We start from the raw sequence: 15,021 nt of genomic DNA on the forward strand, positions 1-15,021 counted from the left end.
AGGCCACGAACTGCGCCATCCCCTGCTCCGCCAGCACCTTGGTGATCGCCGCCGTCAGTGTCGTCTTGCCGTGATCGATGTGTCCGATCGTCCCCACGTTCACGTGCGGCTTCTTGCGCTCAAATTTCTGCTTCGCCATGATCCACCTCCGTTAGCAGCGGCTCCCTCTTTCAAGCCCCCACGGCCCGCGCGGTGATCTCCTCCGAGATCATTTGCGGTACCGCTTCGTAGTGCGACGGTTGCATGGTGTAGGTCGCACGCCCTTGAGTCATCGACCGCAAGTCCGTGGCGTAGCCGAACATTTCCTTCAGTGGCACTTGGGCCGCCACCACTTGGGCACCGCCGCGCGGCTCCATCCCGCTGACGCGGCCGCGGCGGCCGTTGATATCACCAACCACGGGGCCAAGGAACTCCTCCGGCACCACCACCTCCACCGACATGATGGGCTCAAGCAGCACCGGTTTCGCCCGAGTCACGGCTTCCTTGAAGCACATCGAGGCGGCGACCCGAAAGGCCAATTCGCTGGAGTCGACCTCGTGATACGAGCCATCGAGCAGCGAAACCTTCACGTCCACGATGGGATAGCCGGCGAGGATGCCGCCTTCCAAAGCGTCACGGACCCCTTTCTCCACCGCCGGGATATACTCGCGCGGCACGGTACCGCCCTTGACGGCGTCGACGAACTCGAAGCCACCACCGGCCGGTTGGGGCTCGATCCGCAGCATCACGTGGCCGTACTGGCCGCGCCCGCCGGTCTGGCGCACATGTTTGTACTCGCGCTCGACAACCTTGCGGACGGTTTCCTTGTACGCCACCTGCGGCTTGCCGACGCTAGCGTCGACCTTGAACTCGCGCAGCAAGCGATCGACGATGATTTCCAGGTGCAGCTCGCCCATGCCGGCAATGATCGTTTGTCCGGTTTCCTTGTCGGTGCCGACGCGGAAAGAAGGGTCTTCCGTTGCCAGGCGCTGGAGGGAGACGCCCAGGCGTTCCTGGTCGGCCTTGGTCTTCGGCTCGATGGCGATGTGGATAACCGGGTCGGGAAATTCGATCGACTCGAGCACCACCGGGTGCTGATCATCCGACAAGGTGTCGCCGGTGGTCGTGTCACGCAAGCCGACCGCGGCCGCGATGTCACCGGCGTAGACCTCTTTGATCTCCTCGCGCTTGTTGGCGTGCATTTTCAGCAGCCGGCCGACGCGCTCCTTCTTGCCTTTGCTGGCATTGAAGACGTAGGAGCCGGAGTTCATCACGCCCGAGTAGACGCGAAAGAACGTCAGGCTGCCGACGAAGGGATCGCTCATGATCTTGAACGCGAGCGCGGCGAAGGGCTTGCTGTCGCTCGCCGGGCGCTCTTCGATGGCGCCGGTATCGGGGTTCACACCTTGAACGGCGGCGATATCCATGGGCGAGGGCAGGTAGTCAACGACGTCGTCGAGCAGGGGCTGGACACCCTTGTTCTTGAAGGCCGAGCCGCAGGCCACGGGAATGATCTTGATCGCCAGTGTCGCCGCGCGGATGCCTTTGCGCAGCTCGCTCTCGGAGATTTCTTTGCCTTCGAGGAATTTCTCCAGCAGCACCTCGTCACAGTCGGCAACCGCCTCGAGCAGTCCTTCGCGGTATTCCTCCGCCTGCGCGCGCAACTCAGCGGGGATCTCGTCGGTTCGGTAGCGGGCGCCGAGGCTATCGTCGTCCCACAGGATCGCCTTCATCGACACCAGGTCGATAATGCCACGGAAATGTTCTTCCTGGCCGATCGGCAACTGAATCGGGACGGCGTTGGCTTTGAGGCGCTCGCGAATCATCGTCACGCCACGGAAGAAGTCGGCGCCGACGCGGTCCATCTTGTTGATGAAGGCGATGCGCGGCACGCGGTACTTATCGGCCTGGCGCCACACCGTCTCCGACTGCGGCTCGACCCCACCGACCGAGCAGAACACGGCCACGGCGCCATCGAGCACGCGCAGTGAGCGTTCGACCTCGATGGTGAAGTCGACGTGGCCGGGAGTGTCGATGATGTTGACGCGGTGATCGCGCCAGAAGCAGGTTGTCGCCGCCGAGGTAATGGTGATGCCGCGCTCTTGCTCCTGGACCATCCAATCCATCGTGGCGGTGCCTTCGTGCACTTCACCGATCTTGTAGTTGATCCCGGTGTAGTACAGGATCCGCTCCGTCGTGGTGGTCTTGCCCGCATCGATGTGGGCCATGATCCCGATGTTGCGGGTCCGTTCCAGTGGGGTTTGGCGTGGCATATCTTCAGACGGCACGAGCGGCCCCTTGCGGGAACCGCTCGTGCACGCTCTCCTCAATTCCCGATAATACTTACCAGCGATAGTGCGCGAACGCTTTGTTCGCCTCCGCCATGCGGTGGGTGTCTTCCTTCTTCTTGATCGCCCCACCGCGCCCGTTGGCGGCGTCGATGACTTCGCCCGCGAGGCGCTCCGCCATCGACTTCTCACCCCGGCCACGGGCATTCTGGACCAGCCAACGCATTCCCAGTGACAAACGCCGGTTCGGCCGGACTTCCACCGGCACCTGGTAGGTGGCGCCACCGACGCGCCGGGAGCGCACCTCGACCACCGGCTTCACGTTATCGAGCGCGCGCTTGAAGATACCCAGGGCATCGTCCTTGGTTCGCGCCGCCACCAAGTCCAACGCTCCGTAGAGAATACCCTCGGCGGTGCTCTTCTTGCCCGAGAGCATCATCGAGTTGATGAACTTGGCCACCGTTCGGTCATGGAATTTCGGGTCGGGCAAGACTTCCCGACGCCGCACTTCACCTTTGCGCGGCATGCTTACACCAGCTCGCTCAGCCTACTTGGGCCGTTTGGCCCCGTACTTGGAGCGTCCCTGTTTGCGATCCTGGACCCCGATCGAGTCCAAGGTCCCGCGGATGATGTGATAACGAACGCCGGGCAGGTCTTTGACGCGTCCACCGCGCAGCAGCACCACCGAGTGCTCCTGCAGGTTATGCCCGATGCCCGGAATATAGGTAGTGACCTCGATGCCGTTGGTCAGCCGCACGCGCGCCACTTTACGCAACGCGGAGTTCGGCTTCTTCGGCGTCTGGGTATACACGCGCGTGCAGACCCCGCGCTTCTGCGGGGATCGCTGCAAGGCGGGCGCGGCGACCTTTCGCCGCTGCTTGGCGCGGCCCTGCTTCACTAGCTGGTTGATTGTCGGCATCCGGTACCTGATTGCTTGGGCTTATTCGGTCGAAAAAGAAGATGAGTATTTACGCAAACATGCTCGCTGTGTCAAGGTCAGCCCTCGCTCGCCTCGGCCACGACCGGCACGGGTTCCTCGTCGCCCACCCCTTCGGGCTGCTCGGCCACCAACTCCATCCGGGCGTAAGCTGATACGCCGGTTCCCGCCGGGATCAGCCGGCCCATAATGACGTTCTCTTTGAGCCCAACCAGGTGATCGACCTTGCCGTTGATGGAGGCTTCGGTCAGGACCTTGGTAGTCTCTTGGAATGAGGCCGCCGAGATGAAGCTTTCGGTCGACAGGCTGGCCTTGGTGATCCCCAGCAGCAACGGCTCGGCGATCGCCGGTTCGCCGCTGCGGGCCAGCACTTTGCCGTTCTCTTCCTCGAAGCGCCACTTCTCTATCTGGTCGCCGATGAGGAAATCGCTGTCGCCGACCTCTTTGATACGGACACGGCGCAGCATTTGGCGCACAATCACCTCGATGTGCTTATCGTTGATCCGCACACCTTGCAGGCGGTAGATTTCCTGGACCTCATCGACCAGGTATTTCGCCAGCGCCTTCTCGCCCAGAATCGTCAGAATGTCGTGCGGGTTCGACGACCCGTCCATCAGCGCCTCGCCGGCGCGCACCTGATCGCCTTCGTGGACGCTGATGTGCTTACCTTTTGGAATGAGGTACTCGCGCGGCTCGCCGACCTCGGGCGTAACCACCACCTTACGTTTGCCCTTGGTGTCCTTGCCGAACGAGATGGTACCGTCGATCTCGCTGATGACGGCGAACTCCTTCGGCTTGCGGGCCTCGAACAGTTCAGCCACCCGCGGCAAACCACCGGTGATGTCCTTGGTCTTGGTGGTTTCGCGGGGGATCTTGGCGATCACGTCACCGGCGGAAACCTTCTGCCCTTCGCCGACGTGGATGTGGGCCCCGACGGGGAGCTGATAGCGCGCGTACGACTCTGACGACGGCAGTTTCAACGTATGCCCCTGGTCGTCTTTGATCGAGACGCGCGGGCGCTTGTCGAGGTCCTTGCAGTCGATGATTACCTTGGTGGACAACCCCGTGCGTTCGTCGACTTTTTCTTCGATGGTGACCCCATCGAGCAGATCACCGAACTTCACCGTACCGCTGACTTCGGTCAGAATCGGCAGGGTGTAGGGGTCCCACTCGGCGAGCAGGTCGCCGCTCTTGATGCGGGCGCCATCGCGCTTCTTGACCTTGGCGCCGTAAACGATGCGATAGCGCTCGCGCTCGCGTTCCCGGCCCGGTTCCGGGATTTCCACGATGGCGATCTCACCGTTGCGGTTCATCACCACCAGGTCGCCGTCGCGGTTGGTGACGGTGGCCAGGTTGATGAACTTGACGCTGCCGTCATTGCGGGCTTCGAGGGTGGTTTGTTCCGCCCGGCGGCTGGCGGTACCGCCGATATGGAAGGTCCGCATGGTGAGCTGGGTACCGGGCTCGCCGATCGACTGGGCTGCGATCACACCGATAGCTTCGCCCAAGTTGACCATGTGGCCGCGGGCCAGGTCACGTCCGTAGCAGCGGATGCACACGCCGCGGCGCGACTGGCAAGTCAGCACCGAACGGATCTTGACGCGCTCGAGGCCGGACTCCTCGATTGCTTTGACTTTCTCTTCGTCGATTTCCTCGTTGGCCTGCACCAGGACATCATTGGTGAAGGGATCGCGGATATCCTCCAAGGCGACGCGGCCGAGCACTCGGTCGCCCAGGCCTTCGATGATTTCTCCGCCCTCGACCAGCGGGGCGATCTCGATCCCGTCGATGCTGCCGCAGTCATCTTCGGTGATGATCGAATCCTGCGCCACGTCGACCAGCCGGCGGGTCAAGTAGCCCGAGTTGGCGGTCTTCAGGGCGGTGTCCGCCAAGCCCTTGCGGGCGCCGTGGGTCGAGATGAAGTACTGCAAGACGGTGAGGCCTTCGCGGAAGTTGGCAGTGATCGGGGTTTCGATGATCTCGCCGGAAGGTTTCGCCATCAGGCCGCGCATACCGGCGAGTTGGCGAATCTGCTGGGCGCTGCCGCGCGCCCCGGAATCGGCCATCATGAAGATGGGGTTGAAGCTGGCGATGGTGTGTTTGTGGCCCTTGTCATCGGTGGCGGTTTGGGTGCCCAGCGCCCGCATCATCTCGTCGGCGATGCGATCAGTCACTTCGGCCCAGATATCAACGACCTTGTTGTAGCGTTCACCGTCTGTGATCAGCCCCTTATTGTACTGCTCCTCGATCTCGCGAACCTCGCCGTTGGCTTCATCGAGCAGCTTGGCCTTGTTGGCCGGGATCATCATGTCGCGAATAGAGATGGAGATGCCGGCGCGGGTTGCGTATTCGTAACCGAGGTCCTTGAGCTTGTCGGCAAAGATAACCGTCGCCTTGTTGCCGGAGTAACGGTAGGAAAGGTCGATCAGGGTTCCCAGCTCCTTCTTTTTCATGACCCGGTTGACGGCGGAGAAAGGGATCTCCGCGGGCACGATCTCGTACAGCAACACACGGCCGGCGGTGGTCTCGATGCGCTCGCCGTTGTAACGCACGTTGATCGGCGCCTGGAGTTCGACCTCGCCCTGGTCGTAAGCGATGCGAACTTCCTCGAAGCTGGCGAAGCGCTTGCCGGCACCGCGCGCGGTGCTGCGCTCGCGGGTGATGTAATAGAGCCCGAGCACGATGTCTTGCGTCGGCACGATGATGGGTTTGCCGTGCGCCGGCGAGAGGATGTTGTTGGTCGACATCATCAACGCGCGGGCTTCCACCTGCGCCTCCACCGACAAGGGCACGTGCACCGCCATCTGGTCGCCGTCGAAGTCGGCGTTGTAGGCGGCGCACACCAGGGGATGCAATTGGATGGCCTTGCCTTCGATCAGGATCGGCTCGAAGGCTTGAATGCCGAGTCGATGCAGAGTGGGGGCACGATTGAGCAGCACTGGGTGTTCGCGGATCACCTCATCGAGAATGTCCCAGACCTCGGGCCCTTCCTTTTCGACCATCTTCTTAGCGCTCTTGATGGTGGTTACGAATCCGCGCTCTTCCAGCTTGTTGTAGATGAAGGGCTTGAACAGCTCGAGCGCCATCTTCTTGGGCAGCCCGCACTGGTGCAGTCGCAGCTCCGGACCGACGACGATGACCGAGCGGCCGGAGTAATCGACGCGCTTGCCGAGCAAGTTCTGGCGGAAGCGGCCGGTCTTGCCCTTGAGCATGTCGGAGAGCGACTTCAGCGGCCGTTTGTTCGGCCCGGTGATGGCGCGGCCACGGCGGCCGTTATCGAACAAGGCGTCGACGGCCTCTTGCAGCATGCGCTTTTCGTTGCGGATGATGATATCCGGCGCGCTCAGCTCCATCAGCCGCTTGAGGCGGTTGTTACGGTTGATCACGCGGCGATAGAGGTCGTTGAGGTCCGAGGTGGCAAAGCGGCCGCCGTCGAGCGGCACCAGCGGGCGCAGATCGGGTGGAATCACGGGGATGCTCTCCATGATCATCCACTCCGGCCGATTGCCCGATTGCTTGAAGGCGGTCATGACCTTCAGGCGCTTGGCGATCTTCTTGCGTTTGGCCTCGCTGGTGGCCTCGCGCATCTCGATGCGCAGCTCGTCGGACACGGGTTCGACGTCGATGTCCTTGAGCAGCTTGCGAATGGCCTCGGCCCCCATCTCGGCCTCGAAGCCCTCGCCGAATTCCTCGCGGGCCTTGCGGTAACGTTGCTCGCTGAGCAGCTCCTTATATTGCAGTGGGGTCTTGCCCGGCTGCGTCACAACGTAGCATTCGAAATAGAGGACCTTCTCGAGTTCCTTCAGAGTCATGTCGAGCAAGGTACCGATGCGGCTGGGCAGGCTCTTGAGAAACCAGATGTGCGCCACCGGCGTGGCCAGGTCGATGTGACCCATGCGCTCGCGGCGCACCTTGGACTGGATCACCTCGACGCCGCACTTCTCGCACACCACGCCGCGATGGCGCATGCGCTTGTACTTGCCGCAGTTGCACTCGTAATCCTTGGTCGGCCCGAAGATCTTGGCGCAGAACAGACCATCGCGCTCGGGCTTGAAGGTGCGGTAATTGATGGTCTCCGGCTTGCGCACTTCACCGTGCGACCACGAGCGGATCCGATCGGGTGAGGCCAGAGCGATGCGCAGCGCGTTGAAGCTGAGCGGATTCTTCGGTTTCTCGAAGAGGGTGAAGAGATCTTCCATGGTTACTCTCCTCCGTGCATCCCAGGTCGTCGTTACGACGCCTGCGCCGGCTTCTCCTCGACCAACTCGACATCGAGCGCTAGGCTTTGCAGCTCCTTCACCATGACGTTGAAGGATTCCGGCAAGCCGGGCTCGAGTACGTTCTCGCCCTTGACGATCGCCTCGTACATGCGCGTGCGTCCGGCCACGTCGTCCGACTTGACCGTGAGCATTTCCTGCAGCGTATAGGCGGCGCCGTAGGATTCGAGCGCCCACACCTCCATCTCGCCCAGCCGCTGACCGCCGAACTGCGCCTTGCCGCCCAGGGGCTGCTGCGTGACCAGCGAGTAGGGTCCGGTCGAACGGGCGTGGATCTTGTCGTCCACCAGGTGATGGAGCTTCATCATGTACATGACGCCAACGGTCACCGGCTGATCGAAGGCTTCGCCGGTACGCCCGTCGCGCAGGCGGGCTTGCGCGGTTTCCGGCAAGCCCGCGCGGCTGAGCAAGCTGAAGATCTCGTTTTCGGAGGCGCCATCAAACACCGGCGAGGCCACATGGACCCCGCGGCGCGACTTCTGCGCCAGCTTGATCACGTCCTCGTCCTTCACGCCGTCGACGAAATCGCCGAACTCCTTGCCGTAGACTTCTTTCAGTCTGCGGCGCAGAGCGCCGACGCTGGCCGTACCGTCCTCCAACTCGTCGCGGATTTGTGCCCCCAGGCTCAGCGCCGCCCAGCCCAAGTGGGTTTCGAGGATCTGGCCGACGTTCATACGCGAGGGGACACCGAGCGGGTTGAGCACAATGTCGATCGGTGTGCCCTCTTCCAGGTAGGGCATGTCCTCTTCCGGCAAGACGCGCGACAGCACTCCCTTGTTGCCGTGCCGGCCCGCCATCTTGTCGCCGACTTGTAGCTTGCGTTTGATGGCGACGAACACCTTGACCATCTTGATCACGCCCGGGGGCAGTTCATCGCCGGCCTTGAGGCGATCGATCTTCTCCTGGAAGGCCATGCGAATCAGCGAGATCTGCTCCTGCATCGCCTCCGCGACGCGGCCGAGTTCTTCTTCTGCCTTCTCGTCACCGATCTTGATTTCGCCCCACAGCGAGGTTGGGATCTCGTCGAGATCCTCGGCCGCAATCGTATGCCCCTTCTGCAGCAGCACCTTGCGCTGATCATCCGCCAGCCGCCCCGTGGTGGTCTTGCCGACGATCAGCTTCTTCACCTTGCGCATGGTGGATTCTTTGATGATGCGCTGCTCGTCCTGTTGATCCTTCTTCAGCTTGGCGGCCTGTTCTTCTTCGATCAGGCGACTGCGCTCATCCTTGGAGACGCCCTTGCGTGAGAACACGCGGGCGTTGATGACGATGCCCTCCACGCCCGGCGGCACCTTCAGCGAGGTATCGCGCACCTCGCCGGCCTTTTCGCCGAAGATGGCGCGCAACAGCTTCTCTTCGGGTGAGAGCTGGGTCTCACCTTTGGGCGTGATCTTGCCGACCAGGATATCGCCCGGGCGCACCTCGGCCCCGATGCGGATGATGCCGCTCTCATCGAGGTCCTTCAGTGCTTCCTCGCCCACGTTGGGAATGTCGCGGGTTATCTCTTCCGGCCCCAACTTCGTGTCACGGGCGACGCACTCGAACTCCTCGATGTGCACGGAGGTGAAGTAATCGTCCTTCACCACCCGCTCGCTGATGAGGATGGCGTCCTCGAAGTTGTAGCCGCCCCAGGGCATGAAGGCCACGCGGATGTTGCGGCCGAGGGCGAGTTCGCCCATTTCGGTCGAGGCCCCGTCGGCGATCACGTCGCCGGCGCTGACGCGATCGCCGTCCAAGACGATCGGCCGCTGATTGATGCAGGTGTTCTGGTTGGAGCGCTGGTACTTGACGAGATTATAGATATCCACGCCGGCGTCACGCCCGGAGCCGCTGGGCTTGTCCGCCTTCACCACGATGCGAGTGGCATCGACGCTCTCGACCACCCCGTCACGCTTGGCCACCACGGTGACGCCGGAATCGCGGGCAACGACCTTTTCCATGCCGGTACCGACCAGCGGGGCATCCGTGCGCAGCAGCGGCACGGCTTGCCTTTGCATGTTCGAGCCCATCAGGGCGCGGTTGGCGTCGTCGTTTTCGAGGAACGGGATCAGCGATGCGGCCACGCTCACCAACTGGTTTGGCGACACGTCCATGTACTCGACTTGTTCCGGCCGCACCATGGTGAACTCGCCGCCGATGCGCGCCGACACCAAGTCCGCGCTGAAGTGCCCGCGGGCATCGATCGGCGCGTTGGCCTGGGCGATCACGTGCTCCTCCTCCTCCAGCGCCGAGAGGTAGCGGATGCGTTCACTCACGCGTCCGTTCTCGACTTCGCGATAGGGGGTCTCGACGAAGCCGAATTCGTTGACTCGCGCGTAGGTGGAAAGCGATGCGATCAGGCCGATGTTCGGGCCTTCGGGGGTTTCGATCGGGCAGACGCGGCCGTAATGGGTCGGGTGCACGTCGCGCACCTCGAACCCGGCGCGCTCGCGGGTCAAACCACCGGGACCGAGAGCGGAGAGGCGCCGCTTGTGGGTGATCTCGGACAGCGGGTTGGTTTGGTCCATGAACTGGGACAGCTGGCTGGAGCCGAAGAACTCCTTGACCACTGCGGACACCGGCTTGTAGTTGATCAGCTCCTGCGGCATCAGTGTCTCGATGTCTTGCAGGCTCATGCGTTCTTTGATGGCGCGCTCCATGCGCACCAAGCCGATGCGGTACTGATTCTCGACCAGTTCGCCCACCGCGCGCACGCGCCGGTTGCCGAGGTGGTCGATATCGTCGATGGTACCGTTGCCGTTCTTCAGCTCGATCAGGTAGCGCACTACCTCGAGGATGTCTTCGCGCCGCAGCGTTCCCTGATCCAGCGGCACCCCGAGCTTGAGTTTGTGGTTGAGCTTGAGCCGGCCGACGCGGGAGAGGTCGTAGCGCTCGGGATTGAAAAAGAGGTTATTGAAGAAGGTCGTCGCGGTCTCGATCGTGGGCGGGTCGCCCGGGCGCAGCCGCTTGTAGATCTCGACGATCGCCTCTTCGGGCGAGCTGATCTTGTCTTGCAGCAAGGTATCTCGCAGGGGCGGGCCGATGTGGCTGTCATCGAGAAAGAGCACCTGGATTTCGGTGATGCCGCGTTCACGCAGTCGATCGAAGCGGTCGGTGGTCAGTTCCTGGTTGCACTCGATCAACACTTCGCCGGTCTTGGGGTCGGCCACGTCATGCGCAGCCACGCGGCCGATCAGCTCTTCGAGGGTAATGGGTATTTCGGAGACCCCCGCCGCTTCCATCTGCTTGAGCGCACCCTTGGTGATCTTGCGGCCTTCTTTGACGATCAGTTCGTTATTGGCGCCGCGGATATCACGCGTCGCTTTGACGTTGAGCAGCTGATCGGCCTTGAAGACCTTGGCGATCTTGCGTCCGTCGAAAAGGACGGTGTCGGACTTGTAGAAGTAGTTGAGCAAGTCCTCGGCGGTCATGCCCAGGGCACGCAGCAAGACGGTGGCGTGGAATTTCCGCCGGCGATCGATGCGCACGTAAAGGATGTCGCGCGGATCGAACTCGAAATCGATCCACGAGCCCCGGTAGGGAATAATCCGCGCCGAGTACAGCAACTTGCCACTGGCGTGGGTCTTGCCCTTGTCGTGGTCGAAGAACACACCGGGGGAGCGGTGGAGTTGGCTGACGATGACCCGCTCGGTGCCGTTGATCATGAAGGTGCCGTTTTCGGTCATCAACGGGATCTCCCCGAAGTAGACCTCCTGCTCCTTGACGTTCTTGATCGAGCGGGCCCCGGTTTGCGGGTCGACTTCCCAGATCACCAACTGGATTGTCACCTTGTGCGGCGCGGCGAAGGTCATGCCGCGCTCGTGACATTCATCGACGGAGTACTTCGGCTCTCCTAGCGAGTAGCTGACGAACTCCAGCGACGCGGTCTCATTGAAGTCCTTGATCGGGAAGACGGACTTGAAGACGCCCTGGAGGCCGTGGTCCTGCCGCTCGCTGGGCGGGACGTTGCGCTGCAGGAACTCCTCGTAGGACCGTTTTTGGATCTCGATCAAGTTCGGAATGTCGACAATCTTCTTGATCTTGCCGAAGTTCCGGCGAAACCGAAGATTATTGGGGATCTGAGAACTCATTGCGACTCCTCTGCTGCGTGCTGCAAAGTGGGAGTAGCGAAGTTATTTGAGTTCGACCGTACCGCCCGCCTCTTCGATCTTCTTCTTCATCTCTTCCGCCTGGGCTTTGCTGACGCCCTCTTTCACGGGCTTCGGCGCGCCGTCAACGAGGTCTTTGGCTTCCTTGAGGCCCAGGCTGGTGAGCTCACGGATGACCTTGATCACCTGGATCTTCTTGTCGCCGGCGCCTGAAAGCACCACCGTGAACTCGTCCTTCTCCGGCGCCTCCGCCGCGGCGGCACCGCCGCCCGCGGCTGCCGGGCCGGCGGCCACCACGGCCGCAGCGGCGGCCTCGATGCCGTAGTTGACCTTCAGGTAGTCGCCCAGCTCTTGCGCCTTAAGCAGCGTCAGGGCGACGATCTTGTCGCCGATCTCTTTGACCTCGCTGGACCATTCGTGTGCTTCGGACATGTTCTCCTCCGTCTCTTTGTGGCTCGTCGCTCTTTACTCAGCCGCCGGCGCAGCAGCGCCGGCTTCTGCTTGTTTCTGTTTGACTAAGGCTTCGATCGCGCCGGCGATGCGGCTCGCCGGCTGTTTCATCGCCGCGACCACGCGGGCACCCGGCGCCTTGGCCATCGCCACCACGCGCGCGCGCAGGGCCTCGATCGAGGGCATCGTGGCCAGGGCTTTTACTTGCGCCGCGACCATGGGCTGCCCTTCTAAGGCGCCGCCTTTGATCGCAAGCGCAGCGTTGGACTCCTCGACGAACTTCACCAGCGCCTTGGTCACCGCCACCGGATCGCTGTAGCCGAACACCAAGCTGGTCGGCCCCTCGAATAGCGAGTCCAGCTTGGTATACGCCGTTTCTCGGATGGCGCGGCGGGCGAGGGTGTTCTTCGGCACTTTGTACTCACCGCCGGCGGCGCGAATGGTGCGGCGCAGCTTGGTGACCTGGGCGACCGTCAGCCCTTTCGGAATTGCCACCAGGGCTACGGCCGCGCGCTGGAAGCGCTCCTGTAACTGGGCCACAGTGTCGGCTTTTTCTGCGCGATTCACTTCCGCCTCCTCACGCAGCCAGAGTGCGCGTCGCCAGCGGGTCGACTTTCACGCCCGGGCTCATGGTCGCTGACACGGCTACACTGACCAAGTAGTTGCCTTTGGCAGCGGCCGGTTTGGCTTTGATCAGGCTGCTCAGCAACGTCGAAGCATTTTCAAGCAATCGTTCGGGGCCGAAGGAACGCTTGCCGATGGGCACGTGAACGATCCCGGCTTTCTCGACCCGATACTCGACCTTGCCGGCCTTCAGCTCGCTGACGGCCTTGGCCACATCGAAGGTGACGGTACCCACTTTAGGGTTCGGCATCAGGCCGCGTGGCCCCAGCACCTTCCCGATACGTCCGACCAATCCCATCATATCGGGAGTCGCGATTGCCTTGTCGAATTCCAGCCAACCTTCTTCGCTGATCTTCTTCACCAGCTCTTCGCCGCCGACCACGTCGGCGCCGGCCTCGCGCGCCTCGCGTTCCTTCTCGCCCTTGGCGAAGACGGCCACGCGCACCGACTTGCCGGTGCCGTGCGGCAGCACCACGGTGCCGCGCACGTTCTGGTCGGCCTGGCGCGGATCGACCCCGAGTCGGACGGCCATTTCCACCGTTTCATCGAACTTGGGTGCCGGGCAACTCATCAGCACCTTGATCGCATCGGCCAGCGGGTACCGCTTACTCCGATCCACCAACTTGCTCGCCGCAACGAGACGCTTTCCGATTCTCGCCATTGCTGCTTCCTTTTGCTTACTCAACGACCTCGAGGCCCATACTGCGGGCCGCGCCCTCGACGGTCCGCATTGCGGCCTCGATGCTCTCCGCCGTCAGGTCGGGCATTTTGAGCTGAGCGATCTCGCGCACCTGAGCCCTAGTGACCTTGCCGACCTTCTTCTTATTCGGCTCACCCGAACCCTTTTCGATGCCGGCGGCGCGTTTGAGCAGAATCGCGGCCGGGGGCGTCTTGAGGATGAAGGTGAACGAGCGATCGGCGTAAACCGTAATGATGACGGGGATAACCAGCCCGGCTTGGGCCTGCGTCTGGGCGTTGAACGCCTTGCAGAACTCCATAATGTTGACGCCGCGCTGGCCGAGGGCCGGGCCCACCGGTGGGCTGGGGTTGGCCTGCCCGGCAGGAATCTGGAGCTTAATTTCCGCGATAACCTTCTTTGCCACCGTTCACTCCCGTCGTCGCCACCACGCTCAGGCTTTCTCAACCTGAACGAAGTCGAGTTCCACTGGCGTTGCCCGCCCAAAAATGCTGATCAAGACCCGCAGCTTGCCCTTGTCGGGCTTCACCTCTTCCACAACCCCGTTGAAGTCCTGGAATGGCCCATCTACCACCTTGACGCTCTCGCCAGATTCGAAGAGCACCTTGGGTTTCGCCCGCAACGCGCCCTCGGCCATTTGGTTGGTGATCTCGCGAACTTCCTGCTCACTGACAGCGGCCGGCTGGGTTGCCCCGCCGACGAAGCCGGTCACCTTAGGCGTACCCTTGACGATGTGCCAGGTCTCGTCGTTCAACTCCATCTGCACGAGCATGTAGCCGGGGAAGAACTTGCGCGATGAGGTCTTCTTGCGGCCTTTGACCAGCTCCACCACCTTCTCGGCCGGCACCAAGACCTCGCCGAAGCAGTCCTGCTTACCGAGCGCGCGCACCCGTTCCTCGAGCGCCGCCTTGGCCTTTTGCTCGTAGCCGGAATACGTGTGGACGACATACCACTGCTTGGCCATAGGCACGTCACCTGCTCAGAATGAGGTGCACCAGGTGGGACACCACGAAGTCGACGAGACCAAGGTAGACGGCCATGAGGATGGTGATCGCCAGCACCACGGTGGTGGCAGCGGTTGCCTCCTTGCGAGTGGGCCAGTGGACCTTGCGTAGCTCCACCGCCACCTCTTGGAGGAAATTGACGGAGCGAGGGACCACCTCGCGGGCTTTATCTATCTGCTCTTGCAGCGCCATGGCGTTTTCTTCGACGAGCGGGTCAGGCAGGGCTCGAACCTGCAACCCCCGGATTTGGAGTCCGGTGCTCTACCAATTAGAGCTACTGACCCGACACGACACCCGACAGGGGGGCACGCGCTCGCGCCACCCTGTGCGTCGTCCAGCTCTCACGTCAGATCTTAGTCTCCTTGTGCAGGGTGTGCGTCCGACACGCCGGGCAGAACTTGCGCAACGCCAGCTTCTCGGTCGTCCGCTTCTTATTCTTGGTGCCGGTGTAATTGCGCCGCTTGCATTGGTCGCACTGAAAATTGATGAGGTCGCGCATCGCTGCCCCTTCTTATGCCAGGATCTTGGTGACGACGCCAGCACCGACGGTGCGGCCGCCTTCGCGGATGGCAAAGCGCAGCCCTTCGTCCATCGCAATCGGCGTGATCAGCTCGATGGCCAGCTTGACGTTGTCCCCGGGCATCACCATCTCCGTCCCCGCAGGCAACGTCGCCACC

14 protein-coding genes and 1 tRNA gene are annotated in these 15,021 nt (G+C 62.4%); all 15 read right to left on the minus strand.

The genetic code is table 11. The features are described 5' to 3' along the window. Positions 1-139 (minus strand): elongation factor Tu (tuf, locus tag HY699_04535; protein ID MBI4515068.1); only part of this gene is annotated, 139 nt, incomplete at its 3' end. A gap of 31 nt (positions 140-170) precedes the next feature. Beyond that, positions 171-2,252 carry an elongation factor G gene (fusA, locus tag HY699_04540; GenBank protein ID MBI4515069.1) on the minus strand — a complete coding sequence of 694 codons (2,082 nt, stop codon included), beginning with the start codon at positions 2,250-2,252 and terminating at the stop codon, positions 171-173. 70 nt (positions 2,253-2,322) lie between these two features. Continuing rightward, positions 2,323-2,793 (minus strand): 30S ribosomal protein S7, encoded by a 471-nt coding sequence (rpsG, locus tag HY699_04545; GenBank protein MBI4515070.1) that lies wholly within the window; start codon positions 2,791-2,793, stop codon positions 2,323-2,325. Positions 2,794-2,814: 21 nt separating this feature from the next. After that, on the minus strand, positions 2,815-3,186 hold the full coding sequence (locus HY699_04550) for a 30S ribosomal protein S12 (protein MBI4515071.1): 372 nt from the start codon (positions 3,184-3,186) through the stop codon (positions 2,815-2,817). Between the two features lie 77 nt (positions 3,187-3,263). After that, positions 3,264-7,403: a DNA-directed RNA polymerase subunit beta' gene (gene rpoC, locus HY699_04555; GenBank protein ID MBI4515072.1), complete on the minus strand. Its 4,140-nt coding sequence runs from the start codon at positions 7,401-7,403 to the stop codon at positions 3,264-3,266. A gap of 32 nt (positions 7,404-7,435) precedes the next feature. Beyond that, positions 7,436-11,551: a DNA-directed RNA polymerase subunit beta gene (gene rpoB / locus HY699_04560; protein ID MBI4515073.1), complete on the minus strand. Its 4,116-nt coding sequence runs from the start codon at positions 11,549-11,551 to the stop codon at positions 7,436-7,438. Positions 11,552-11,593: 42 nt separating this feature from the next. After that, entirely contained in the window at positions 11,594-12,001 is a 408-nt protein-coding gene (gene rplL / locus HY699_04565; protein MBI4515074.1) for a 50S ribosomal protein L7/L12, read from the minus strand. Positions 12,002-12,034: 33 nt separating this feature from the next. Beyond that, a complete protein-coding gene (gene rplJ / locus HY699_04570) occupies positions 12,035-12,586 on the minus strand; it encodes a 50S ribosomal protein L10 (protein ID MBI4515075.1) in 552 nt (183 codons plus the stop codon). Positions 12,587-12,596: 10 nt separating this feature from the next. After that, a complete protein-coding gene (locus tag HY699_04575) occupies positions 12,597-13,295 on the minus strand; it encodes a 50S ribosomal protein L1 (GenBank protein ID MBI4515076.1) in 699 nt (232 codons plus the stop codon). Positions 13,296-13,320: 25 nt separating this feature from the next. Then, positions 13,321-13,746 carry a 50S ribosomal protein L11 gene (gene rplK, locus HY699_04580; GenBank protein MBI4515077.1) on the minus strand — a complete coding sequence of 142 codons (426 nt, stop codon included), beginning with the start codon at positions 13,744-13,746 and terminating at the stop codon, positions 13,321-13,323. Positions 13,747-13,773: 27 nt separating this feature from the next. After that, on the minus strand, positions 13,774-14,304 hold the full coding sequence (gene nusG, locus HY699_04585; GenBank protein ID MBI4515078.1) for a transcription termination/antitermination protein NusG: 531 nt from the start codon (positions 14,302-14,304) through the stop codon (positions 13,774-13,776). Between the two features lie 7 nt (positions 14,305-14,311). Further along, complete coding sequence (gene secE, locus HY699_04590; GenBank protein MBI4515079.1) at positions 14,312-14,500, minus strand: preprotein translocase subunit SecE; 189 nt, start codon at positions 14,498-14,500, stop codon at positions 14,312-14,314. A gap of 54 nt (positions 14,501-14,554) precedes the next feature. After that, positions 14,555-14,628, minus strand: a tRNA-Trp gene (locus HY699_04595). 62 nt (positions 14,629-14,690) lie between these two features. After that, entirely contained in the window at positions 14,691-14,843 is a 153-nt protein-coding gene (gene rpmG, locus HY699_04600) for a 50S ribosomal protein L33 (protein MBI4515080.1), read from the minus strand. A gap of 12 nt (positions 14,844-14,855) precedes the next feature. Next, on the minus strand, positions 14,856-15,021 hold a 166-nt coding region (gene tuf / locus HY699_04605), incomplete at its 5' end, for an elongation factor Tu (protein ID MBI4515081.1).

Source organism: Deltaproteobacteria bacterium (assembly GCA_016210005.1).
In the GTDB taxonomy this organism is placed as follows: Bacteria; Desulfobacterota; Binatia; order HRBIN30; family JACQVA1; genus JACQVA1.